The following is a 24,522-nucleotide window of genomic DNA, read 5'->3' on the forward strand; positions in this document are numbered from 1 at the left end:
AATTCATTTAATAAATATTTAGTTTTCTCTTTTTAGTCTAAAAATGCAAATTAAATTAGTAAAAGGAGAAAAATGTCACGCTATACAGGCCCAATTTTTAAAAAATCACGTCGTGTTGGCTTTTCTATTCTTGAAACTGGAAAAGAATTTGCAAAAGGTAAACAACGAAAATACGCACCAGGGCAACATGGTCAAAGACGTTCAAAACTTTCTGACTACGGTGTTCACCTTCGTGAAAAACAAAAAGTCCGTTTTATGTACGGTTTATCAGAAAAACAGTTTAGAAATACATATAAAAAAGCAACTAAAAAAACTGGTATTGCCGGAACTTTATTCTTACAAGCGCTCGAATCTCGACTTGATAATTCCGTATATCGCGCAGGATTTGCCGAAACTCGTCGTCAAGCTCGTCAATTAGTTAGCCACGGTCATTTTTTGGTTAATGGGAAAAAAGTTAATATTCCATCATACCAATTAAGACAAGGTGATACATTTGAATTAACTAAGTTAAAAAATGAAAAAATCCGTAAAAACGAGCAAATTTTAACAGCATTAGAAACAAAAACAGCCGCACCTTGGCTTGAAGTTGATAAACAAAATTTCAAAGTTGTTTTTTCTCGTCGTCCGGAACGTTCTGAGTTAAATCAGGAAATTAAAGAATCACTAATTGTTGAGTTCTACAGTAAATAATCTAATATTCTATATAATTGAAAAATCCAAACCTTGATTAGTTTGGATTTTTTTTGTTAAAAATGGTATAATTTAACAAAAATAAGGGGGAAAAATGCCAAAAAAATTTGCTATATCTTCAGATCATGCTGGTTTTGAGAGAAAAAAAGAAATAATTCAATATCTTGAATCCTTAGGTCATCAAGTTACCGACCTAGGGCCATATAATGATGAGTCAAGTTCTTATGCAATTTATGGGAAAAAGTTAGCTAATTTTTTACTTGAAAATGAAAATCAGATCGGAATTGGAATTTGTGGAACAGGTCTTGGTATGTCTTATGCGCTAAATCGTTTTAAAGGGATTCGTGCCGCAAGAGTAACAAATGAAAATGATGCTTTTTTGGCCAAATTACATAATAATGCAAATGCTCTAGCTCTTTCGGGTAGATTTAATTCCCTTGAAGAATCTAAAAAAATTATTGATAAATTTTTAGAAGCAGAATACGAAGCTGGCCGGCACCAATCTCGAATTGACGAATTGGACAAATAAAATGCCTGAATTGCCAGAAGTTGTAACCGTTGTAAATGCCTTAAAAAACGAGATTATCGGTAAAAAAATAGTCAATGTTTTGGCTAAAGATGAAAGTTTTGTAAAAGAAATTTCATTTGTTGAATTTCAAAAAATATTGAAAAATTCAACTATAATTGATGTTCAAAATAGGGCTAAACATATTTTATTTTTCTTAGATAACCAAAAAGTTTTACTCTCACATTTGCGAATGAACGGGAAATATTTTACTTATAAGTACCCAAAATGAAATAAATTTGACTATATTTCCTTTATTTTTTCAGATAATTCGGTTTTAAATTATAATGATAGTCGAAAATTCGGGACTTTTATTATTAGAGATCGTTTTAATTTATTCAAAACTAAACCCTTAGTCGATTTAGGACCTGAACCTTTTTATATTAATGTTGAGGATTTTTACCAAAAAATCCAAAAATCAACTCGCTCAATCAAATCGATTTTACTTGATCAGAAAATAATGAGTGGGCTAGGAAATATTTATGCTGATGAGGTTTGTTTTGCGGCTAAAATTTCTCCAGACAAAATTGCTAACCAAATAACCTTAGAACAAGCCAAAATAATCGTTGAAAAGAGCAAAGAAATTCTGCAAAAATCAATTGAATTGGGTGGATCAAGTATAAATTCATATACTTCTTTGAATGCTAAAGAGGGTAAATTTCAAAATTTTTTGAAGGTACATACTAAAAAAAAATTTACCTTGCACTAAGTGCAATGAAAAAATTTTAAAAGTTGTTGTTGCTGGCAGAGGAACTTATTTTTGCCCAACCTGCCAAGTTGAATAAAAAACCTATCGCGAGTTTCCCAGTTTGATAAAATAATCTTAAAAAAGTATCCGGTTTTTTGGGTACTTCTTTAACTTTTTTGGCAAAAGTTAATTGCATATTTTAAAACACTAGAAAAATCATAAAAAATACAACTATTATTTAAACTCAATGCAAATAGAAAACTCGTTTTTATTTAAATTGAGCCTAAAAAAATATGTGAAGTTTTGAAAGAGCCATAACCAAAAGCCCTAAATTTCTAGATTTCTAAACGGTGAAATTTAAGGCATTCCATCATATTTAAAAATATAATGGATAATTCGCATTTTCTGATTTTTTAGTCAAAAAACATAACTAAGTCCTCCCTAATTCAATACCAAAATTTATTAATTATTCTTAAGTGAGTCTAATTATAACCTAAATTTTTTTTACACCAAGAATTTTTTTTTTTTTTTGGAAATGGTTAAATTTAAACTAATAAAAATTAAGGTTTCACGCTCAAAAAACCAGGATTTACCGGTATTTTTGCATATTTGTATTCAGTAAAAGTTAATTTTCGCCATCAAACTGCCAAACTCAGGGCGAACTTATTTTTGCCCAACCTGCCAAATTGAATAAAAAAACCTATGAATTTATAGGTTTTTTTATTCAATTTTACTTTTAATTAGCTCTCAAAATTCTTCTTCAGAGATTCTTTTAACACCTAATTTAATTGCTTTTTCTATTTTTGATCCGGTCGATTCGCCTGTTACCAAATAAGCGGTTTGTTTTGTTATTGATGTGTGAAAATATGCGCCTGTTTCTTCGATAATTTTAACAAATTCGTGTCTTGGTTTGGATAATTTGCCTGAAATTGCAAATGAAGTTCAACCAATTAAAGACGGTGAAATAGTTGGATTTTTAAAATTAAAATTCACATTTTCAAGACAGTCAAGTAGTTTTTGATTTTCCTCATTATTAAAATATTCAGTTAGTGAACTAATTATAACTGGGCCAAAATCATTTTGATTTTTCAATATTTCAAAATCTAATTTTCTTAATTCAGAAATATTTTTGGCATATCTTGCAAGAATTTTAGCGGCTTTTATTCCGACATTTTTTATTCCTAAACCAAAAATTAACCTATGAAAATCGATGTTTTTTGCTTTTTCAACCTCATTAAGCAATTTAATTATTGACTTAATTTGTAAAGATGGAGCGCGTTTATTTTCTGAATTTAATTCACTAGGTTTAAATTCAGAATAAATTTTTTCAAGGTTATTTTTAAGGTCAAAAATGTCACAAATATTAGAAATAATTTTTTTATCCAGTAGTGTTTGAATTCTTTTTTCGGCTAAAGTTTCAATATTTAAAGCGGCTTTTGATGAAAAGTGAACGATTTTTTGGAGAATTATGTCAGGACAATTTTTGTTTTGACAAAATTGATCAATTCCTGATTCGCTAAAAATTAGTTCAGACTGACATTTTGGACAGTTTTTTGCAATTGAAAAGTTAGTTTTTTCATGGTTTTCAACGCTTCCGATAATTTGCGGGATAATTTCGCCCGCTTTTTTAACAAAAACATCAGACATTAAATTTAATTTTAGATTTTCAATATAAGAATAATTAGGTAAAACAGCCGAAGAAATAAGACTACCACCAAGATTTACGGGCTCAATTTTGGCATTATATGTGACTTTTCCGGTTCTTCCAATTGTGGGAAAAATTTCTAGTAGTTTAGTTTTTGCAACGTCATCTTCAAATTTAAAGGCAATAATACTGTGAGGAAATTTTGAAGTAAACCCTAGCTGATCATAAAGCAAAAATTCATTAATTTTGATAACAACGCCGTCAATATTGTAATTTAGTTGCTCTCTTTTTTGCTTAATTTGACCAATAAAGTCAAAAACATCGTTTAAATTATTGCATTTTTTTTGAAAATCATTAGTTTTAAAACCTAATTTTTTTAAAAAAGTGATTGCCTCTGACTGTCTAAAAATTTTATGTTTTTCTGGTTTTACAAGTGTGTAAAAAAATCCGCTTAAAAACGAAAAATCATCGCTATTTGAATCTTTTTGGTTCTTTTTATATCGTCTAAGAATTCCACTTGCGGCATTACGAGGATTTTTAAAGACATTTGTCTCAGTTTGTAAACTTTCAAAGGAAGAATTATCTATGTAAATTTCCCCTCTGATTTCAAGGTCGTCAAAATACTCTATTGTTTTAGGGATAAATTCATCTTTAATTTTAAGGACATTAACTAAAACATCCTCGCCAAAAACACCGTCGCCACGAGTCAGTGCTTGAATAAGTTGGCCATTTTTATAAATTAGTGAAAGTGAAATTCCATCAATTTTTGGCTCGACAAAAAAAGTTACATTTTCTAAAATTACCATTGCTTTTTGGGCTCATTTTTCAAGTTCAGATTTTGTATGAGCCTTGTTGAGCGATAACATCGGAACTGAGTGTTTAATTTTGGCAAATTTTGAAGTAATTTTGCTGCCAACTTGTTGACTTGGGGATGAATTAAGTTCGTCTAAAGTAAAAAGATAGTAATATTTTTGCTCCAAATTTATTAATTCTCTCAGCTTTTTATCATAAATTAAATCATCAACAAGCGGATTTTGCAGTTGATAGTAATGATGATTTCAAATTTCAATTTGCTTTCTTAGCTCAAGAATTTCATTGCGAATTTTAGAATTATTTTCCATGATTAAATTTTTTGATTAGTATAGAGTCATCAAAATGGAAGGCGCGAAATTGGAATAATATTCATTTCCATTAAAACTGTCAAAGTAATAAGGGCAATAAAAATAAGGGCAAAAAGATAATCAAGCTTGTTAAAAACTAGACGGCGATAACGGCTTCTTTTTGCATAAACATCATAACCGCGGACGTCCATAGCATTAGAAAGATCTTCAGCCCGTGAAAAAGCAAGTACAAAAAGTGGGATTACTAAAGTTATTAATGATTTGACTTTATCCTTAATTTTTCCGTGTTTAAAATCAACCCCACGTGAAGACTGAGCTTTCATAATTCGGGTCGCCTCAAGTAACAAAGTCGGAATAAAACGAATCGCGATTGAAATAATCATTGCAATTATATGGGTTGGAATGAATAAAAGTTTTAAGGGTAAAATTAAATCTTCAATTGCACGGGTTAGTAAAAATGGCTTTGTTGAATAAGTTAAAATTGTAGTTGAAATTATCATGCCATAAATTCGAACCGCTAAAACTAGAGAGCGAATTATGCTAACAGTTCCAATTGAAAATTTTATACTTCCAAATAAAACGGTCGGCTCGACTAAATATCAAGAAATAAAATGCGTTGTTTCTTCAGGATTTAGACCTAAAACTTTATATTTAGGCGGTTCATTATCAGATGAAATGCCTAAAATTGTATTAATATTTTGGTGATCAATAATAAATCCGTAAATTATTAACATAATTATGAAAATGATTATTGGCATTTTCATTAAAGTAAAAATTTGCTTAACTCTTTTTGTTGTTATATAGAAAAAAACAAGTGAGAGCAAAAGCAGAATTGAAATTGTCGCTAAATGGGTAGTGACAAAAAAAAGCACTGCAAAAAGAATGTTAAAAGCTATTTTTAGTCGGGGGTCCATTTTATGAATTATTGTGTTTCTTGGGACATATTTAGCAACACTAATTTGCATTTTTTTCCTTTTTTATTAATAGATTAATTTGACTAATCAGTTCATCGATTGACTTAACTTTCGAAATTGGATATCCTATTTTTACTAATTTTTCACGGAAATTTAGCAAATTTGTAGGTAACATTTCATTTTCAATAAGAAACTGATTATTATCTAAAATAGGATAAGTTTCACCATCGTATATAATTTTACCATCTTTAAAAAAAATACAACGTTTTGTTCACTCTAAAACACTGTCAAGATCATGAGTTGCTAAAATGATTGTCTTTCCTTTTTTGTGAAGAGTGTCCAATATTTCAAGCATTTTTACTGAACCTTGAGGGTCAAGGCCGGCCGTTGGTTCGTCAAAAAAAATTATATCCGGATCCATTGCTAAAATTCCGGCAATTGCAACTCTTCGTTTTTGGCCACCTGAGAGTTCAAAAGGTGATTTGTCTAAAAAAGTCTCATCAAGACCGACTAGTTTTATCATTTCAGCCGCTTTTTTCTTGGCTTCTTCTTTGTTTACTCCCATTGAAACGGCGCCAAAAATGATATCTTTTTCAATGGTTTGTTCAAAAAGTTGGTATTCAGCAAATTGAAAAACAACTCCAACTCGACGGCGAATTTGGTTTATAAATTTAAACTTTGATTTTAAAAATCTCGGTCTTTCAACAACTAATTTTTTTTCAGTTTTGGACTCTTGATCAAAATAAAAATACTCAACTTGACCTTTGTCAGGGAGCAAAAGAGCGTTCATATGTTGGATAAAAGTTGTTTTTCCTGAGCCAGTTTGACCTATTATTGCGATAAATTCACCTTGATTAATTTCAGCAGAGACATTGTCAAGCGCTTTTATTTCAATTGGTAATTTTTGGTCGTAAATTTTTACGATATTTTTTGCTTTAATTTTCATAATTGTTCCAGCAATTCATTTTCATCATAGGTCGGACTAATAAAATCAAGGTTTTTTGAAATTTTATAAATAAAAGGCGAGTCAATTTTGGCTTTTTCAATTATTTCATCATTATTTAAAATTAATTTTGGATCACCTTTTGCAATAATTTGGCCTTTTGCAAAGACAACAACTTCATCGGCCAAAATCGCTTCGTTCATATTGTGCGTTATTGAAATCAAAGTCTTACTTTTATCTTTGCGGAGGTCATCTAAAATTTTAACAACATCACTTTTTCCTTTCGGATCAAGCATTGAGGTTATTTCGTCAAAAATTATTATTTGCGGGTTTAGGGCTAAAACTGAGGCAATAGCAACTCTTTGCTTTTGACCGCCAGATAAAAATTGCGGCTCGCGCTCGAGATAAGATTGCATTTGTACTTTTTGTGCCAATTCTGCAATAATTTTGGGCATTTTTTTTGGATCTTCGTTAATATTTTCCAAACTAAAGGCAATATCGTCCTCAACTGTTGCCCCAACAAATTGATTATCTGGATTTTGAAAAATAATCCCGATTTTCTTTCTAATTTTAGGTAGACTTTCTTTATTTAATAAAATTGAATCAACTTCAACTGTCCCTTTTTGCGGTTTAGCGATTCCGGAAATAATTTTAGAAAATGTCGACTTTCCTGATCCATTGTGGCCTAAAATTGCATAATATTTGCCTTTTTCAAAAGTTACACTAACATCTTTGAGCGCTAATTGGTTCATATCGTTAGTATAACTGAAGGAAATATTTGTAACTTTTATCATTTTTTTATTTTATTCCTTTTTGTTTGGATCAAAAATTGCAACAAAAGGTCAATTTCGATATTTTTCCTGATAATCAAGTCCATAACCAACAAGAAAAGCATCAGGAACTTCAAAGCCAAAATAATCAGGCTCAATATCAGTTTTTCTTTTTTCTCTTTTATAAAATAAAGTAATTATTTTTAGTGATTTTGGTTTTTTTAATTTTAAATGTTCACTAATTTTTGTCAAAGTTATCCCTGAATCAAAAATATCATCAATTAAAATAACATCTTTATTTTCAATTTTTAGGTCAATATCGGTAATAACTTTCAATTCGCCACCTGATTGTGTGCCACCAAAATAGGATTTGGCAATTATGCAATCGACCATTGAATCAATTTCGATTTGTTGAATTAAATCAGTAAGAAAAATTAATGAACCTTTAAGAACCGCAACAAAAACAATTTCTTGTGAATTTTTATAGTTTGAATTTATTCACTTTGCAATCTCATCAATTCTAGTTTTAATTTGTTTATTGTCAAACAAAATTTTTACAATATGCTTGTTAATCATTTTAACCCGTCTTTTTAAAATATTTTAATCTAAAATTTTACACTATTTTTGGAAAAATTTTCATATTTATTTGCTTTTAACTTTGGCTTTTCATCGTTTTTTAGCCTTAAAACCATAGTGAATTCACCTTTGGTAGAATTTTGAAGTTCAGCTAAAACTTTTAAAGGCGAACCAAAAAAATATTTTTGATGGATTTTTGTCATTTCCTTAACAAGAAAAATTTCGACTTTCTCGCCATAAAATTCATTAATTACTTCAAGAATATAAATTAATTTATATGGTGAAACGTAAAAAATATAACTATAATTTAGTATAAAATGCTCAATTTGTTTAATTATTTGCTGCTTTTTTGAGTTAAAAAAACCCATAAAAACTAACGGTAAATCAAAACCAGAAAGAACAAAAGCGCCAACAAAAGCACATGCACCAGGTAAAAAATCAACTTCGACATCGTTTTGGTGGGCTCATTTTATCAAAATTTGACCCGGGTCGCTAATTGAAGGGGTGCCTGCATCTGACATTAGAATAATGTTTTGGTTAGTTAAAAATATGTCAGACATTTTGGCGATAGTTGATTTTTCATTAAATTTGTGATAGGAAATTAACTTTTTGTCTTTAATTTCCAAAAAATTTAATATTTTTTTGGAAGTTCGGGTATCCTCGCACAAAATTAAATCAGCTGATTTTATTGCTTGAATTGCTCGCAGAGTTATATCTTGTAAATTTCCAATTGGAGTTGCTATAACAGTGATTTTTGCCATAATTTTAAGTTAAAATATTATTTAGACGAACTAAAAAGCTCGATTTTTGAATATTAAAGTTTGCATTTGTCTCAAGTGACGAAAGAAATTTTTTAAACGTCTGATTAATTTTTACCATTTTTTCAGAATTCAAGTCAAAAAAATTACCTTTTTTAGCGTCTTTTTTGTTAAGACCAGATTTGCTTAAAAAAAATTGTTTAAAATGAGCGATTATTATCTGAAGAAAAATAAATGAGTTTTCTTTTGTTAAAACTTGATTTAAAAACAGTAAAAAATCAAATTTTGATTTAGTTAAATTATTTAGTAATGATTTTAATTTATCTAAATCCGAATCACTAATGGCCTTAATAGCCAAAGTTGCTTGATCAAAATTGGTGAAAATATTTGCATATATGGCATTATAAGGCGATTTTTTTCATGTATCTAACTTTTTTTTGAGTTCGTTTTTTCTATTTAAATCATTGAAAAGAAATATTTGACAACGAGAAACAATAGTCGGAATAATTAAGTCAGAAGAAAAAGAAGTTAATAAAAAATATGTATTCAAAGGTGGATCTTCTAAAATTTTTAGAAATGAATTTAGCAAAGAAATATGGGCATTTTCAATGTTTTTTATTAGGAAAATTTTTGAATTATCGCCATAAAGAGAGGAAAAATACAACTTGTTTACCTCTTCTAGAAATTCTGTTTTTGAAAGGCGATTATCTGCAAAATCATGTTGAAAAATTTGTGGTTTTTGACTAAATATCTCTAAAAATTCAGCTATTTTCTCATCTAGAAAATCTGAATAACTCGAAACAAGTAAAATTGCATGTGGAATTGTTTTAGTTTTTGACAAATTATCGAGAAAATGGCGCCAATTTGTCGTAATTTGCTTCATAATAGCTCTCAAAAAAATTAATTATATCTGTTAAAACATGATCATAATCGCCATTACCGTCAATTTTAATGAAATTTTTTCTTGTTTTTAGTAAATATTCATATCCTTTAATAACTTGTTTATAAAATTCCTCGCCGCGATTTTCAAGACGGTCTCGCTTTTCATTTCGATAAATTTCCATTCGCTCGCGTGATTTTGAAATTTTAACATCAAGGAAAATTGTAAGATCTGGAAAAGTTTTTTCAGAAATTAAACTGTTCAAATCAAAAACTAAATCTGGGCTTAAATTATTTCCAAAGCCTTGATATGCAATCGAAGAATCAATGTAGCGATCACAAAGAACAATTTTCCCAGATTTTAAGGCTGGCCAAATTACTTGTTCAAGATGAATTCTTCTCGAAGTTGAAAATAAAAGCATCTCAACATATGGGCTAATTTGATTTTTTTTATTAAGTAAAAACTCGCGGATTTGCTGTGCTTCCTGCGAATCATTGCCGCTATATGGTTCAAAAGTTGTAAGAATTTCTTTTTCTGGAAATTTAATTCTCAAATACTTTGCAAACAAATTCATAACGGTTGATTTTCCGCTTGCATCGATCCCTTCAAAACTTATAAACATATTATTTTTCCATTTCTTGACGATTTTCGAGTGCCTGATTTAAGGTTATATTGTCAATATAATCAATTGCCGCCCCAAAAGGAATGCCTGTAGCTAGCCTAGTAATTTTTGATGATGATAAAAACTTGTGTTTTGCAAGATAATTTGCAAAAATTCAACCTTCCATTGTTGAAGAAAGAGCGATAATAATTTCACTTTTTTCATTAGCAAGGTCTGCAAGTTTTTTTATTTGCAAGTCGTGATTTTCGAGCTTTTTGATATCATATTTGCCAAAAACAAAATACTTGCCATCATATTTTCCTAGTTTTTCAAATTTTGTGACCATTTCAGAATTTTCAACCACTAATATTTTAAAAGAACGCTGAAAATCAAGGCATATTTGGCAAACTGAATTAGCATTTAGATATCCGCATCTCTCACAATACTGAAGATTTCGTTTTAAATTATAAATTTGTTCGACAAATGTCTCAATCTGACTAAGGGGCGTATCGATTAGAGAAAATAAAATATTTGTGGCTTGTTTTTTTGTGATTCCGGGAACTTTCCTTAATTGGTCAACTAGTTTTTCAAAATTTTCATCTACCATGATTCAAAATTAATGTGATTGAGTTGGAGCAATTTTTTCATTTTCTTCTCTAATTTTCAACAAAGCTTGATTTAATGTAATAGAAATTAAATCTTCTAATGTTTCAATATCGTCTTTGTCGACTAAAAATGGAGCAATTTTTAACTTTTTTAACTCAAATCCTCCTGAAATAGTCAGCGAAATTCCTTGATTTTCAAAGTCAAAATCTGTTTTTTCTAACAAATCTTTTTTTACTTTGTGATCTTTTTGCATTTTTTGAGCTTCTTTTAATAATTTTTGAAGATTCATTTTTTTCCTTTCTCTTATTTAAATAAATTATATAAACTATTTTAAAAAGTTTAAAAATTTTTATTCATCAAAGAATAATTTTTGTAAATCTGTCTTAGAAATAGTGCGTTTTTTTGGTTTTTCAAAAGGTTTTGGCACAAATTTTTCACCGCGGGTTCTCATTTCACTTGCCCTTTTCTTTGTTTCTTCAACAAGATTATTACTCATGGCAAAGCCGTAGATATCCTGACCAAAAACACTTTTTAATAATCGGTTGACATCATTGCCTTCTTTTTCCACTTTTTCAATTAGTAATTCTTCATACTCTGGATTTTTAGTGATAAAACACACAAAATTAGATGTTAATGTAAGAATTTCTGCATGCTTTAATACTCCAACAGTATCTATGAATTCAAAAGTATACTGAAAATCTAACAAATTTTTGCTCCATTTTTTGCGTAAATCGAAATAAATTTCGCTGTTTTCCTTATAAAAATTTCTTCCCAAAACTATAAGATTAAATGCCTCATCAACGGACAAATAATCATTTGGCAGATTATTTTTTAAAAATTTATTTACATATGAATTTCTATCAAATGAAAAATTATCGTCTTTCTCTTCATTTTTACTCAAATATGATGCTTGATTATTTGTTTTTGGACCTGAATCAATCGAGTTAACATTTTTTTTGGTGGTATTATCAGTATTTTTATCATTAAAATTTAAAAATGAGTTGGAAAAATCAATGTTTTCAGCCGAATTCAAATTTGAATTTTCAGTTTTATTTAAAAAATTACTATGATAACTAGCACCGCCGGGGTCTAACAAAGGATTAAAAGCATTGTCCCTGTTTTTAAAATTATTGCCTGTTTTATTGCTTTTTTCACTTTTGAAGATTTTTGTCTCTAAATTATTTTTGATTTTACGGTCAAAAATTGATCCAAAATTCAAATCATCGCTAGCATGCAAATCTAAATCGGCATCATCATCGTCCTCAAGAATTGGATCATCATAATCGAATAAATTTTGTGTATTTGTTTTTTGACTCAAATTATTTTTTGAACCAAAATTTTTATCACGGACAGTAACAAACTCTAATTTTTTTGGCAGTTTTTGTTCCTTTTTAATATTTTCTTCACTTTCTTTGCTTTCCTCAGTGTCGATTTTTAGCTCTTCTTTTGGTTTTTCAGCAAATTTGTCTGAATTTTCTAAAACAGATTGGCTTTTTTCTTGCAAGTTTTCTGGTTTAAAAGCAAGAATTTTCATAACTAAAATTTCAAGTGCTAAACTTTGAAACTTATCATGGTTAATGTCTTTTAAAGTTGAAAAGCCAATATCTAAAAATTTAAAAGCAAAATCGTGGCTAATTTTTAACTTTTCCAAATCAGAAGTTGAATAAATTTCAATTAAGTCTTCTTCTTGAGTTTTTTCTCAAATAATTCACTCTTTGACTAAATTTATTAAGGCCTCAATTAAAATTTGAAAATTTTTGCTTTGTAATAAAAGTTTATCTAATAAATCAAAGGCTTTTTGGGACTGTGCCAAAAAAAGAACGTTTATAAATTCAACAAGTTTTTCACTTGAAACTAGTCCAAAAAGTTCTTCAACACTTTTTTTACTCAAAAAGTTGTTGCCAAAAATTACTGCTTGCTCAAGAATTGAAATTGCATCCCGAAGACTGTTGTGACTTAATAAACACACAGATTTTAGGGCTTCTTCTTCATATTCTACGCCTTCATAGTCTAAAATTTGTGAAAGTCGTTGTGAAATTTGCTCTTTATTTAGGCCAAGAAAATTATACCTCTGGACTCTTGAGAGAATTGTCAAAGGAATTTTGTGAACTTCAGTTGTTGCTAAAATGAAAATAATATGGCTGGGCGGTTCTTCGAGAGTTTTTAAAAATGCATTAAAAGCTGAAGTTGAAAGCATATGAACCTCATCTAAAATATAAATTTTATATGGGCTAACCTGAGGTAAATTAATAGAATTTTCAACAATTTCCCGGATTTCTTTAACGCCATTGTGTGAAGCAGCGTCCATTTCGACTATATCAATAGAATTATTTATATTTTTAAGGCAATTTTGACACGGGTCAATAGAATTTTGCTCTTTGTGAGTGCAATTTATTGCATTTGCAAATATTTTTGCAAGCGAAGTTTTTCCAGTACCTCTAGGTCCTGAAAAAAGGTAAGCGTGAAAAAACTTTTTTGATTTAACAATGTTTTTCAAACTTTCAACTAAATATTGTTGACCAACAACATCGGAAAATTTAGTAGGTCGATATTTTCGATATCAAGCTACATATTCATTTGTATTTTTCATATTTCTCCAAGATTTTCAAAAAAAATCCTTTATAATTTTTAAATTTAATTTTTAAAAATAAAAGTATACTTAAATAGTTTATAATTATAAATTATAATAAAATAAAATAAAAAATAGACTTTATATAATTTAAGGATTTTTTATATGTCAGTTTCATTTAACAAGAAACAAAACTCAGCTCAAAAGAAATGTACTATAAACGAAAGATTTGTATTTAATTTTCGAATTTTAAGCTATTCCTTTCGGAAATTAGAAATTTCAATTGAAGGTCTTGATAAAACAATCGATTACAATTCAGAATATTTTTTTTGGTTTGTTGAAAATTTAATCTACTTTTTATCAAAAAACAAGTATGCGCTTCGTTGAGACTATGAAAAAATAACACTTTTTAATTTAGAAAACTTACAATTAGCAGAAAATCTTGATGATTTTAAATCAAAATTCAAATTAATTACAACTTTTGATTTAGAACATAACTAAAATATGGAGGAAATATGAAGATTTATACTACTAAAAAAACAAGCCCATTTTACACGTTAGTTTGTGAGGAGCTAATTCTAAAAGATGACCAGAATCAGGACGATATTTTATATTTTTACCAGCATAATAATGCAATAATTATCGGTAAAAATCAAAATATTTACGAGGAAATTAAGCTTGACGAAGTTGAAAAGCAGAGAATTGAAATTTACCGTCGACTTTCTGGAGGTGGAGCTGTTTATCACGATTTAGGAAACATTAATTTTTCATTTATAACTAAAAAACAGAATCACAGTTATCAAAAATTCTTGACACCGATTATAGAATTTTTTAAATCTTTTGGTTTGGATGCTGAATTCAAAGGCAGAAATGATCTCATAGTTAATGGCGCAAAAGTTTCAGGAAATGCTCAAATAATTTACAAAGATAGAATTGTTCATCACGGAACAATTCTATTCAATGCTAATTTGGCAAAATTAGGACAAGTTTTAAAACCAAATCGATTAAAAATTGAGTCTAAAGGAATAAAATCAATACGTCAACGAGTAACAAATATTTTGCATGAAATTGAAGAACAAATGGAAGATTCTGAATTTATTTCAAGACTAATCACATTTTTTGAAAATAAATATCAAACAAAAGCACAAGATGTTGAGACTTATTTTCAAGATGAGATGACATTTCAAAAAGATTTTCAAGAAGTTCAAACCTTAAGACAGTCAAGAGAATGAGTTTTTGGCTCAAATCCTTATTTTAGCTATGAAAATATAGCTCGAACTAGCGGCGGAACTTTAAGAGTGCTTGCAAATATTGAGAAAAATCACATTGTTAAAATAAAGTTTGAAGGTGATTTTTTATCTCAAAGATCAGTTGAAGATATTCAAGAAATTTTAGAAAATAAGGAATTCACTAGATCAATTTTAGAATCACAACTTCTACAAATTACAAATCTTGATGAATATTTTGGTGCAATTCCTCTTAATGAAATTTTGGATACAATTTTTGGAAGCTAATTATTAATGATAGTTCATTCTAAAATTACTGTTGAAAATGAGGATATTTTTTATTTTTTAGAAGAAACTGGAAAGCAAAAAATACTATTTTTACACGGTTTTAATTCAAGTCATAATTTCATTTTTCAACTTAAAAATAAACAAAATCGTAACTATGACATTGTTTCATTTGATTTTCCCGGTTGTGGTCAAAGCACTAATAATAATGAAATTAATGTTAAAAATTATCAGAAAATTGCAGCTAGTTTCATTAAAAAGCTCAATTTAAATATCCAAATTGTAATCGGTCACTCACTTGGTGGAGCTATAGCGCTTTATATTTTAAGTGAAAATTTAGCAAAAAAAGCAATTTTAGTTGCTCCACTCAATCCTTTTATTTTAGAGAAAAATTTGCAAAGTGAAGCTGAAAAAATAGGAAATTGACTCTTACCTCAAGACATTGAATCTGCAAAAGATAGTCTTGAACATTTAGTTTTTACTGATAAATTTAGTTATATGAAAAATTTAGCAAAAAATGCTATTAATTTTTTTGAAAATGTCACAAAAAAAAGAGAAATTTTTAAAAAGATTGTTTTTGAAGAAATCCTTAACTTGGAATGACTGAAAACCGAATTGTTACCGCTTTACCAACAAAATAATAATTATTTTTTAATTGCTGGTGTTGAAGATAATTTTGTGCCATTAGAAAGTCTTCGCAAAATTAGTGAAAATTTTAATAAAAAACTTATAAAATTTGAACAAACTGGCCATGCAGTTTTCTTTGAAAGAAGTGACGAAATTAATGCTCAAATTGAAAAAATTCTAGAAATTTAAGCCTAAAATCCCTCTCTCATTTTTTCAGCAATTTCTTTTCCCGAGTTTCGCTATTTGTTGGCAAAAATTCACTTTTTAATGACTATAAATACACAAAAATACCCGTAAATCCGGGTTTTTTAACGTAAAATCTTAATTTTTATAGTTTTGAAATTAAGCTTTTGCAAAAAAAAAAAAAAAATGTTTGACCTAAGAAAAAATTATGTTATAATTACACTCACTAAGAATGAATTAATAAATTTTGATATTGAATTAGGGAGGGATTAAGGATGTTTTTGCCATAAAAAAAATCAGATAATGTGAATTATCCATTATATTTTTAAATATGATGGAATGCCTTAAATTTAACTGTTTAGAAATCTTCAAATTTAGGGCTTTTAGTTATTGTTCTTTCAAAACTTCATATGTTTTTTAGGCTCGCTGCAAATAAAAACGAGTTTTCTATTTGCATTGAGTTTAAATAGTAGTTGTATTTTTTTGTTAGGTTTTAAACTTAGTGTTTTTGGTTTGATAGTTATTTTTTCTTGAGCTTGCCAAAAAAGTTAAAAAGAGCCCAAAACCGGGTACTTTTTAAGATTATCTCATCAAACTGGGAAATTCTAGAAATTTAAGCTTGAAATCCGGCTCTTATTTTTTCAGCAATTTCTTTTGAAGCTAATTTTTCAATAACTTTAAATGCAAATTCAGCTGAAGATGAGGCATTTCTAGCTGAAATATAATTTTTATCAACTGTAACTAAATCGTTTTTTCTTGTTGGTATGTCTGAATTTGTTTCATCAGGGTATGAACTAAATTGATAATTTGGCGCTAAATTACGCTCAAAAATAGCATTTGGCGCATCACAAATTGCAAAAACATGCTTGTTTTGGGCAAAAAATTCATTAATTAATTTTATTGCTGGCTCACAAGTTCGAAGATATTGCGCTGCAACTCCGCCTGGTATAAAAATTGCATCAAAATCATCAGATTTTCAATGATTTTTGGTCTCAATTTGAACAACTCCAAATTGGCCTGTTACTATTTTGTTTTCAGGATTATAAAATTCAATTTTATCGTATAAATCGGCCTTTTTTATCAAAGAAAGAAAAGTTGTAAACTCGATATCCTGAAATTTATCAAGTAAAACTACCAATAATTTTTTCATTATTACTCCTTATTTAATTAAATAAAATAAAATTGTACCATAAAAAATCTATGGTACAATTTTATTCATTAAAAATTTATGTATAAATCTAATTAAAATAAGGTTTTAAAACTTCTGGTATTGTTCAACTACCATCAGGGTTTTGATTCTGTTCGAGTAAAATCGCGACAATTCTATCAATTGCAAGGCCAGATCCGTTAATTGTGTGTGCATAAACGTTATTTTTTTCATCACGGTAGCGAATTTTTGCTCTTCTAGCTTGAAAATCACCACAATAACTAATTGATGAAACTTCACGGTACGTCTGTTCTGATGGAAGTCATGCTTCTAAATCAATAGTTTTTTTACTTGAAAATCCAAGATCACCAGTACACAAAAGCACGGCTCGATAAGGAATATTTAGTAGTTTCAAAATTTTAGCCGCATCTTGAACAACATTGTCAAATTCTTTCATTCCATCAGTTTCATTTGTTATTTTAACAAGTTCAACTTTGTGAAATTCATGAAGTCGGATCAAACCTCTTGTGTCTTTTCCACCACTTCCGGCCTCAGATCGATAACATTTGCTATAACCAACAAGCGAAATTGGTTTTTCTAAGTCAATAATTTCGTCTTGGTAATAATTTGTCAAAGGAACTTCAGCTGTCGGAATTAGTCAAAGATCAGAATTTTTTAAAGAATACAAATCTTCTGAAAATTTCGGAAGTTGACCTGTTCCATATAGCGAATTTTCAAGAACTAAAGTATTTGGAACAATTTCCTGATAACCTGAATTTACATGAGTGTCAATCATAAAATTTATCAAAGCCCGAACTAATTTAGCCGCTAAATTTTTATAAATTACAAAGCGATTTCCTGAAATTTTTACAGCTCGTTTAAAATCTAAAATATCTTTAGATTTACCAAATTCATAGTGAGGCTTGATTTTAGGATCAATTTTTTTTGGCTGTCCTCAGTGATAAATTACTTGATTATCAAGTTCAGAATTTCCAAAAGGAACTGAATCATCAGGAAGATTTGGCACTTCAAGAATTTTTTGACTAACTCAGTTATCAAGTTCTTGTCATTCTGTTTCTAAATTTGCAAGTTTGTCTTTAATTTGACTTACTTGGTTTTTCAAATCTTCAGAGTCTTTATTTTCGCGGACAAAAAGGCCTATTTGTTTGCTAGCTTTATTTTTTTCCGCTAGTAATTCATCAATTTCTTGACGCAAAAAGTTACGTTTTTGGGCTTTTTCATACAAGTCCGCAATTATAGAAATATCAAAACCACGGTCTGATAATTTTTTTTCAACAAAAGATTTGTTGTTTAAAATTAAACGAATATCCATATTTTAAATTATTTTTTTTAGATTATTTTTTTAAATTGTAAAAAACGTCTCTTCCAGTATATTCACTTTTTGAATATGTGTCTAAAAACTCTTCAATTACTAGAAGTCGATTATATTTGGCAATTCGGTCAGTTCTTGAAAGTGATCCTGTTTTGATTTGACCAGATGAAACTGCGATTGCAAGATCAGAAATTGTAGTATCTTCAGATTCACCAGAACGGTGTGAAATAACTGCGGTGAGTCCTGATTTTTGTGCAAGTTGAATTGCATCAAGTGTTTCAGTTAGTGTTCCAATTTGATTTAATTTAATTAAAATGGAATTAATTGCTTTTGTTTTGATAGCTTCTTTTAAAATTTTTACATTTGTAACGGTTAAGTCATCACCAACAATTTGGTGTGTTTGTCCAAATCTTTTGGTAAAAGCAATAAATCCGTCTCAATCTGATTCAGCAAAACCATCTTCAACTGAAATTATTGGATATTTATCAAAAAGTTGTCTGTAATAATCAAGCAATTCTTCTGATGTAAATTCATATTTTTGGTGATTTTCTTGATCAGCAGAAGCAGCTTTTAATTTTTTAAAGACATATTTTTGACCATCATAAAATTCACTAGCAGCGGCATCGATTGAAATTGCAATAGCATTTTCACCATCAACAGCCGGATTAAATCCTGCTTCCTTGATTGCTTCAACTAAGAAATCAAGTGCGTGTTCGTGAGAACTTAAATTAGGGGCAAATCCACCTTCATCACCAACTTGAGTTCCAAATCCTGATTTTTTAAGAAGTTTTGCTAAAGTGTGAAATACTTTATTTGATGCTTGCAAAGCTTTTCTAAATGTTGAAAAACCGAGTGGCATAATCATAAACTCTTGAAAATCAAGTGTATTTGAAGCATGCTCACCTCCGTTTATCACGTTAAGCATTGGAACTGGCATTAAAGTTGGGTTTGGACCACCTAAATAACGGAAAAGTGGAAGTCTTAACTCACTTGCGGCTGCTTTTGCAACAGCTAAAGAAACACCTAAAATTGCATTTGCACCAAGTCTTTCTTTATTTGGAGTTCCGTCTAAATCGATCATTTTTTGATCAATAAGTCTTTGATTTTTAACACAAATACCAATAATTTCAGGACCAATAATATTATTTACATTATTAACTGCGGTCATTACACCTTTTTGACCGAATCAATTATAAGCATATTCTGTATTTGAATCACGTAATTCAAGCGCTTCTCTTGATCCAGTTGAAGCTCCTGATGGAACAATTGCAGAGCCAAAACCGCCCGCTTGGGTGTGAACCTCAACTTGAATTGTTGGGTTTCCCCGTGAATCAAGAATTTCTCTTGCAAAAATTCTTGTAATTTTTGACATAAAACACCTCGAATTTGTATATATAGTTTAAATTTATTGAATGTATTATTTATAAGTAAAGATTGAAAATAATAACATGCTAAAAATTATATCACAAACTATGAATTTAACAAATTCTTAAATAGTAATTTTTGCTTGTTATTTTAGTGTTAATTTAATAACTTTTGGATTTTTGTTTTATTTGGTTTTTGAGCAAGAAAAGTTCCTACAACAATCACATCAGCCCCTGATTCAAAGACTTTTTTTGCATTGTAATCTTTAATTCCACCGTCAACTTGGATTAAAATGTTGTAATTTGACTCACGAATTATTTTTGCTAGGTTACTAATTTTTTGATATGTTTCTTGGATAAAATCCTGACCACCTTTTCCAGGTTCAACTGACATTACCAAAATCAGATCAATTTTGGGTAGAAAGTCTAAAATTTCTTCAATTTTGGTCGAAGGTTTTATTGCAAGTCCTATCTTAATTTTTTCAGAATATTTTAAAATTATCCTATGAATTTCGTCATAATTTTTACTTTCAAAATGGATTGTGACAAAATCAACATAGCCAATTAGTTCTTCAATTTGACTTTCAGGATCAACTGACATTAAGTGAGCATCAGAAATAAACTTTTTTGACTTAGTGACAATTTTTTTAATTTCTGAAACAGAAATTGCTGTATTTTCAACGAATTTGCCGTCCATAAAATCAAAATGGAATCATTTTATTCCAAGATTCAAAAAGGTTCTAACTAATTTTAGACGGTTATTTTTACTAACATTCAAAAGTGAGGGACTAATAATCTTTTTTTTCATATTTTTCTAAAAGATAGAGATAATTTTTATACCTAGTTTCTGAAATTATGCCGTCTTTTACAGCATTTTTTACTGCGCAGTTTTCAATTTGCTCATGAAAATGAAAGCATGTTCTAAATTTGCATTTAGGCAAAAACTGGCGAAAAATTTCAAATGAGCTTTTAATTTGATCTTTGGGAATTTCGTCATAATTAAAACTAGAAAATCCGGGCGTATCTACTATCTGAAAGTCTCCTTTTCTTATAATTTGGACAACTCGTGTTGTGTGTTTTCCGCGATTTAATGAAAAAGAAATTTCCTGAACTTGGAATTGTGTGCCAAACAAATTGTTAATAAAACTTGTTTTCCCAACTCCACTTTGCCCGATAACAAAATTAAGTTTATTCTTAAGTTTTTCTTGCAAATCGCTAGGAATTTTTTTTTTATTGTTATTAATAAAGAAAATAGAATATCCCATTTTTTGATAATCAAGCAACAAATTTTTATAATCTGGTTCAAGATCAACTTTGGTAACTATCAAAATTGGACTAATATTTTTAAATTCAATCATTAACAAAAAAGTGTCAAGTAATAAAGGCGAAAAATTAGGCTCTTTTAGGGAAACGAAAATAAGTGCCTGGTCAATATTAGCAACTTTTGGACGTTTTAGTCAGTTTTTTCTTGGAAGAATTTCTTTAATAAATCCACTAGGGTCAAACTCAACAAAATCTCCAACTAAAGGAGATATTTGTTTTTGTCTAAGTGATCCAGACCCTCTCAAAAGTGGATAGAGTTTTTGAGTTGATGGTTCAAAAACATCATAAAAACCCGCTATAACTCTAACAATTTGTCCCTTCATCTACAGCTCTTTTATTTCTGTTGTTATAATTTTTTCAATTTCATCAACACATTGTTCTAAATTGTCATTTACAACTTGAAACTTGAATAAATCCTTAATTTTAATTTCAGATTCAGCCTTTTTAAGTCGAAGATCAATTTGACTTGATGTCTCTGTTAGTCTATTTTTGATTCTACTTTTTAGAACTTCAAGCGAGGGAGGCAAAATAAAAATGGTTAAAATTTTATCTAATTGGTTATTTTTCTTATAGTTTTCAATAATATTTTTAGCACCATTTGTGTCAATTTCTAATAAGGGAATGAAATTTTGATCTTGAATATATTGAATTTGTGACTCCAAAGTTCCATAATAGTTATCAAGATGACAACTTCACTCAATAAATTCATTATTTTTGATTTTTTCTTTAAAAGTTTCGTGGTCTAAAAAAAAATAACTCACACCGTCAATTTCATTAGCTCGCTTTTGCCTGGTTGTTGCAGAAATTGCAAGTTTTATAGGCAATTTTTTGTTTTTTAATAAAATTGACTCAATTGTCCCTTTGCCAACACCTGAAGGACCGGAAATTACAATTAGTTTATTCATCTTTTGCTTCATTATTAAATCTTAGAAAAAAAACAGTATTTTTAGCATATTTTTTTGTTTTTTCAATTGAAAAAAATTTGGGAATTAATTTAGAACCTAAATTAGTTTTGTAAATTATAATTCCAGATTCTTCTAATAAATTATTTTTTGCAATTTTTAAAAAACATTTCTTGGTAATTTCTTCTTCAGCGTGTGGTGGATCCAAAAAAATAAAGTCAAACTTTTGTCCACTAAGATCGTTAAGCAAAAATATTGCATTTTTATTAAATATTTCGTATTTTTTTACGTTATATTTTCTACAAAAATCAACAATATTTTGGTATGCCTGCTGATTTAATTCTGAAGCTACAACTTTTTTTGCCCCACGCGAAGAGGCTTCAAGACCGATTGCACCTGTTCCAGCAAACAAATCTAAAACTTTTGAATTTGGAATTTCAAATTGTAACTGTGAAAAAATTGACTCACGACAACGATCGGACATAGGCCTAACTACTGAAAATTCAGGATTTTTTATTACAGCACGCCTATAATTACCAGAAATTATTCTAATCATAAATATTTATAAAATTATACCAAAAATTTAAAAAATAATATATGAATTTTTTTTTAAAAACATCTTTAAAATTTCAAAAATAGAATAAACATGGTCAAAATTGATTTTTTCTAAATATTCATCAAGCGAAAAATTGGCTCAATACAAAATTTCCAATTCCTTGACATTAAATCTAAAAAAAGGTTTTAAAGTGCGATGATAAACGCATTCCATTCCGCCATAAAAATCAAAATTTACAAGCCTTTTATTGGTTTTGCAAACTTTACAACTAGTTAAATTGCCAATTCAACCGTTAATTTTAATTCAGTTGATAATTACATATACTATTATTGCGTCTACATTTTCTTCGTTTATTTTGGAAAAGGCACTTTGAAAAATACTGAAAATTTTAGAATCATAGTTATTTTCATCAGTAAATTGATAAATTACTTTTCAAAACTTATAAATATTTTCATTAGTTAAATCCAAGCGAACAAGGCATTCACCTTTTTTTAGTTTAGATAATTTATTAGGATTTTTGGCCAAAAAAATCTCAAACTCACCAAAGCAGCCGGGATTTAATATATAAATATTTTTGCTAGTTGGACGACGTACGCCGAGGGCGACCATTTTAAGAATCCCAAAATTTGTTACTAATTTAACTATTAAATCAAAGTCTCTAAAGTTAAATCTTTCGACAACTATCCCTTTAATGATTTTTTCAGCCATTTTTTCATTAAAACTTATTGTATGGTGTTTAGGTTTGAAGATCTAAAATTAGTTAATTCTATCAAAATGAAATTTAATTTTTAAGTGAAAAATGAATTTCTAAAATATTTTGATTATAAATATAATTATACCACAAATTAATTTTTTTTTTTTTTTATTGATTTGTCATTTTTTTTATTCATAAATAAGTAGAAAAATCTCAGACAATTAGTTTTTTTCTATGATTTTGATTGCTCCACTTTTGTTAATTTTTTCTAGCATGTTCATTTTAAAAATTTGGACAAATAATTTACCTCATATAATAACTTGGAGTTTTATATGATAAGCAACTTTGAGGCCTTTCATAGTTATACCAATCAATAAATGAACTTATTTTTTGATAAGCGGTAGGCACATTTTCAAAATTTTCGCCCTCAATATTAAGCAATTCTCGCTGAAAAACTGCATAAAAATATTCAATAGGCCGGTTTGCAAGGGCATAACCTTTTGGGGACATTGATTGTTGGATATTGTTTTGTTTTAAAAAATTAGCAAATTTGTAGTTTGCATATTCCACACCATGATCTGAATGGAAAAATTTTGGTTTAATATTATACTTTTTAATTGTTTCTTTTACTAAGTTTATAGTTTCTTCTGAAAATCTTGTTTTAGAAACTGAAAAATTTAGCAGGTAATTGGATTTTGTTTCAATAATTGAGTGTAGGTAAAATCATTCGTTGTTAATTTTGATAAATTTAATATCAGCAAACCATTTTTCGCCAAAATTTTCTGAGGAAAAGTCACCTTTTATATGATCTTCAGTCCAAATTCGCGTAAACTTTTTCTCTTTTGGTGCTGGTTTTCCTTGCTTTTTATAAGCTAGAGATTTTAATCCTAAAAATTCGTAATGTTTTTGAAACACGTACGTGCTTACATAATTTCCCTGATTTATGTAAATATTATATAGAACGTCGCGCCCTTTAACTTTTCGATTTAAATTGAAATTTTCACGAATTCACTCAAGTAACTTTTCATCATAAATCATTTTCTTTGGTGGTTTTTTCACCCTTATCTTTTCATAAATCGAAGTGCGATTAATGTTAAAAACACTACAAATTCTAGTGCAATTTTCGATTTTACCTTTATCTTTTTCTTGTTCTTGTTTTCGCTTTTTAAGCTCCTCAAGAACAATTGCGGGGTCAATCCCGTATCTTCTAAGAACATTCTCCATTATTTCTTGATAAACTTCACGATCATTTTCAGAAAGATCGTTAATTGTATATTTCTTCTTTGGTTTGCGCGGTGATTTGATTTTCCCGCGAACACTTATCAAACTTTTCATATCATTATTATAAAACTTTTTTTGCCAATTTCTTATCAAATTATTAGCATATATATGCAGCATTCATTCTTTATCCGCTTTTTTGCTTTTCGATTTGCTTTTGTAAATTTCTCTAAATTCTTCAGCAAAATGCAAAATTGCGTTTTTTAACCCTTTAGATTCGGCAATTTTTATGTATCTAAATTTGTCTTCAATTGTGAATTTGTATTGTTTCATTTTGA

At 28.7% G+C, this 24,522-nt stretch carries 25 protein-coding genes and 1 pseudogene; 6 read left to right on the plus strand and 20 right to left on the minus strand.

Annotated elements, in window-relative coordinates:
- The first annotated feature begins 72 nt into the window (after window positions 1-72).
- The 3 genes and pseudogenes from rpsD (at window position 73) to mutM (ending at window position 2,040) form a co-directional block, all read left to right on the plus strand.
- Window positions 73-690 (plus strand): 30S ribosomal protein S4, encoded by a 618-nt coding sequence (rpsD, locus tag V3255_RS02950; RefSeq protein ID WP_010320876.1) that lies wholly within the window; start codon window positions 73-75, stop codon window positions 688-690.
- 94 nt (window positions 691-784) lie between these two features.
- Window positions 785-1,219, plus strand: a complete 435-nt coding sequence (rpiB, locus tag V3255_RS02955; protein ID WP_044283990.1) for a ribose 5-phosphate isomerase B — start codon at window positions 785-787, stop codon at window positions 1,217-1,219.
- A gap of 1 nt (window position 1,220) precedes the next feature.
- Window positions 1,221-2,040 (plus strand): annotated as a pseudogene (gene mutM / locus V3255_RS02960) (DNA-formamidopyrimidine glycosylase).
- A 623-nt stretch (window positions 2,041-2,663) separates the two neighbouring features.
- Here the strand turns inward: mutM and ligA are convergent.
- The 11 genes from ligA to dnaX are packed head-to-tail and all read right to left on the minus strand — an operon-like array spanning window position 2,664 to window position 13,347.
- Entirely contained in the window at window positions 2,664-4,709 is a 2,046-nt protein-coding gene (gene ligA / locus V3255_RS02965) for an NAD-dependent DNA ligase LigA (RefSeq protein WP_337903135.1), read from the minus strand.
- 2 nt (window positions 4,710-4,711) lie between these two features.
- The gene (locus V3255_RS02970) at window positions 4,712-5,674 is read right to left on the minus strand and encodes an energy-coupling factor transporter transmembrane component T family protein (protein ID WP_069099230.1); all 963 of its coding nucleotides are present in this window, start codon (window positions 5,672-5,674) and stop codon (window positions 4,712-4,714) included.
- Window positions 5,664-6,569 carry an ATP-binding cassette domain-containing protein gene (locus V3255_RS02975; RefSeq protein WP_252263022.1) on the minus strand — a complete coding sequence of 302 codons (906 nt, stop codon included), beginning with the start codon at window positions 6,567-6,569 and terminating at the stop codon, window positions 5,664-5,666. Before V3255_RS02975 ends, V3255_RS02970 begins: the two co-directional genes overlap by 11 nt.
- Complete coding sequence (locus tag V3255_RS02980; protein WP_303438358.1) at window positions 6,542-7,360, minus strand: energy-coupling factor transporter ATPase; 819 nt, start codon at window positions 7,358-7,360, stop codon at window positions 6,542-6,544. Before V3255_RS02980 ends, V3255_RS02975 begins: the two co-directional genes overlap by 28 nt.
- A gap of 9 nt (window positions 7,361-7,369) precedes the next feature.
- The gene (gene hpt / locus V3255_RS02985; RefSeq protein WP_252263020.1) at window positions 7,370-7,912 is read right to left on the minus strand and encodes a hypoxanthine phosphoribosyltransferase; all 543 of its coding nucleotides are present in this window, start codon (window positions 7,910-7,912) and stop codon (window positions 7,370-7,372) included.
- A 29-nt stretch (window positions 7,913-7,941) separates the two neighbouring features.
- Window positions 7,942-8,673: a 16S rRNA (cytidine(1402)-2'-O)-methyltransferase gene (gene rsmI / locus V3255_RS02990; protein ID WP_333503686.1), complete on the minus strand. Its 732-nt coding sequence runs from the start codon at window positions 8,671-8,673 to the stop codon at window positions 7,942-7,944.
- Window positions 8,674-8,677: 4 nt separating this feature from the next.
- The gene (locus V3255_RS02995) at window positions 8,678-9,553 is read right to left on the minus strand and encodes a DNA polymerase III subunit delta' (RefSeq protein WP_333503685.1); all 876 of its coding nucleotides are present in this window, start codon (window positions 9,551-9,553) and stop codon (window positions 8,678-8,680) included.
- A complete protein-coding gene (gene tmk / locus V3255_RS03000) occupies window positions 9,513-10,172 on the minus strand; it encodes a dTMP kinase (protein WP_318046691.1) in 660 nt (219 codons plus the stop codon). The genes V3255_RS02995 and tmk overlap by 41 nt, the downstream gene beginning before the upstream one ends.
- Window position 10,173: 1 nt before the next feature.
- Entirely contained in the window at window positions 10,174-10,758 is a 585-nt protein-coding gene (locus tag V3255_RS03005) for a toprim domain-containing protein (protein ID WP_157356346.1), read from the minus strand.
- 9 nt (window positions 10,759-10,767) lie between these two features.
- A complete protein-coding gene (locus V3255_RS03010) occupies window positions 10,768-11,046 on the minus strand; it encodes a YbaB/EbfC family nucleoid-associated protein (RefSeq protein ID WP_044284004.1) in 279 nt (92 codons plus the stop codon).
- Window positions 11,047-11,106: 60 nt separating this feature from the next.
- Window positions 11,107-13,347, minus strand: coding sequence for a DNA polymerase III subunit gamma/tau (dnaX, locus tag V3255_RS03015; RefSeq protein ID WP_333503684.1), 2,241 nt, complete (start codon window positions 13,345-13,347; stop codon window positions 11,107-11,109).
- A gap of 144 nt (window positions 13,348-13,491) precedes the next feature.
- Here dnaX and V3255_RS03020 point away from each other — a divergent pair, with 144 nt between their 5' ends.
- Genes V3255_RS03020 through V3255_RS03030 form a run of 3 tightly spaced genes read left to right on the plus strand, consistent with a single transcriptional unit; the run spans window position 13,492 to window position 15,653 of the window.
- The gene (locus V3255_RS03020) at window positions 13,492-13,827 is read left to right on the plus strand and encodes a hypothetical protein (RefSeq protein ID WP_333503683.1); all 336 of its coding nucleotides are present in this window, start codon (window positions 13,492-13,494) and stop codon (window positions 13,825-13,827) included.
- Window positions 13,828-13,841: 14 nt separating this feature from the next.
- On the plus strand, window positions 13,842-14,840 hold the full coding sequence (locus V3255_RS03025; protein ID WP_333503682.1) for a lipoate--protein ligase: 999 nt from the start codon (window positions 13,842-13,844) through the stop codon (window positions 14,838-14,840).
- Between the two features lie 6 nt (window positions 14,841-14,846).
- The gene (locus V3255_RS03030; RefSeq protein WP_337896981.1) at window positions 14,847-15,653 is read left to right on the plus strand and encodes an alpha/beta hydrolase; all 807 of its coding nucleotides are present in this window, start codon (window positions 14,847-14,849) and stop codon (window positions 15,651-15,653) included.
- Between the two features lie 607 nt (window positions 15,654-16,260).
- On the opposite strand, the gene V3255_RS03035 is transcribed toward V3255_RS03030, so the two are convergent.
- The 9 genes from V3255_RS03035 to V3255_RS03075 all read right to left on the minus strand — a co-directional run bounded on the left by V3255_RS03035 (window position 16,261) and on the right by V3255_RS03075 (window position 24,517).
- Window positions 16,261-16,797 (minus strand): DJ-1/PfpI family protein, encoded by a 537-nt coding sequence (locus V3255_RS03035; RefSeq protein WP_252263012.1) that lies wholly within the window; start codon window positions 16,795-16,797, stop codon window positions 16,261-16,263.
- Window positions 16,798-16,885: 88 nt separating this feature from the next.
- Window positions 16,886-18,127, minus strand: coding sequence for a serine--tRNA ligase (serS, locus tag V3255_RS03040; protein ID WP_333503679.1), 1,242 nt, complete (start codon window positions 18,125-18,127; stop codon window positions 16,886-16,888).
- Between the two features lie 22 nt (window positions 18,128-18,149).
- A complete protein-coding gene (gene eno / locus V3255_RS03045; protein ID WP_333503678.1) occupies window positions 18,150-19,499 on the minus strand; it encodes a phosphopyruvate hydratase in 1,350 nt (449 codons plus the stop codon).
- A 149-nt stretch (window positions 19,500-19,648) separates the two neighbouring features.
- The gene (locus V3255_RS03050; protein ID WP_277446635.1) at window positions 19,649-20,299 is read right to left on the minus strand and encodes a ribulose-phosphate 3-epimerase; all 651 of its coding nucleotides are present in this window, start codon (window positions 20,297-20,299) and stop codon (window positions 19,649-19,651) included.
- Entirely contained in the window at window positions 20,280-21,137 is an 858-nt protein-coding gene (rsgA, locus tag V3255_RS03055; protein ID WP_337898841.1) for a ribosome small subunit-dependent GTPase A, read from the minus strand. The genes V3255_RS03050 and rsgA overlap by 20 nt, the downstream gene beginning before the upstream one ends.
- Complete coding sequence (gene gmk, locus V3255_RS03060) at window positions 21,138-21,731, minus strand: guanylate kinase (RefSeq protein ID WP_333503677.1); 594 nt, start codon at window positions 21,729-21,731, stop codon at window positions 21,138-21,140.
- Window positions 21,712-22,272, minus strand: a complete 561-nt coding sequence (rsmD, locus tag V3255_RS03065; RefSeq protein ID WP_258824840.1) for a 16S rRNA (guanine(966)-N(2))-methyltransferase RsmD — start codon at window positions 22,270-22,272, stop codon at window positions 21,712-21,714. The genes gmk and rsmD overlap by 20 nt, the downstream gene beginning before the upstream one ends.
- 27 nt (window positions 22,273-22,299) lie before the next feature.
- Window positions 22,300-22,980 carry a DNA repair protein RecO gene (gene recO / locus V3255_RS03070; RefSeq protein ID WP_337896369.1) on the minus strand — a complete coding sequence of 227 codons (681 nt, stop codon included), beginning with the start codon at window positions 22,978-22,980 and terminating at the stop codon, window positions 22,300-22,302.
- 289 nt (window positions 22,981-23,269) lie between these two features.
- Window positions 23,270-24,517, minus strand: a complete 1,248-nt coding sequence (locus V3255_RS03075) for a DDE-type integrase/transposase/recombinase (RefSeq protein WP_303437772.1) — start codon at window positions 24,515-24,517, stop codon at window positions 23,270-23,272.
- Window positions 24,518-24,522 lie beyond the last annotated feature (5 nt).

Source organism: Mesomycoplasma ovipneumoniae (genome assembly GCF_038095975.1).
Classification (GTDB): Bacteria; Bacillota_I; Bacilli_A; order Mycoplasmatales; family Metamycoplasmataceae; genus Mesomycoplasma; species Mesomycoplasma ovipneumoniae_C.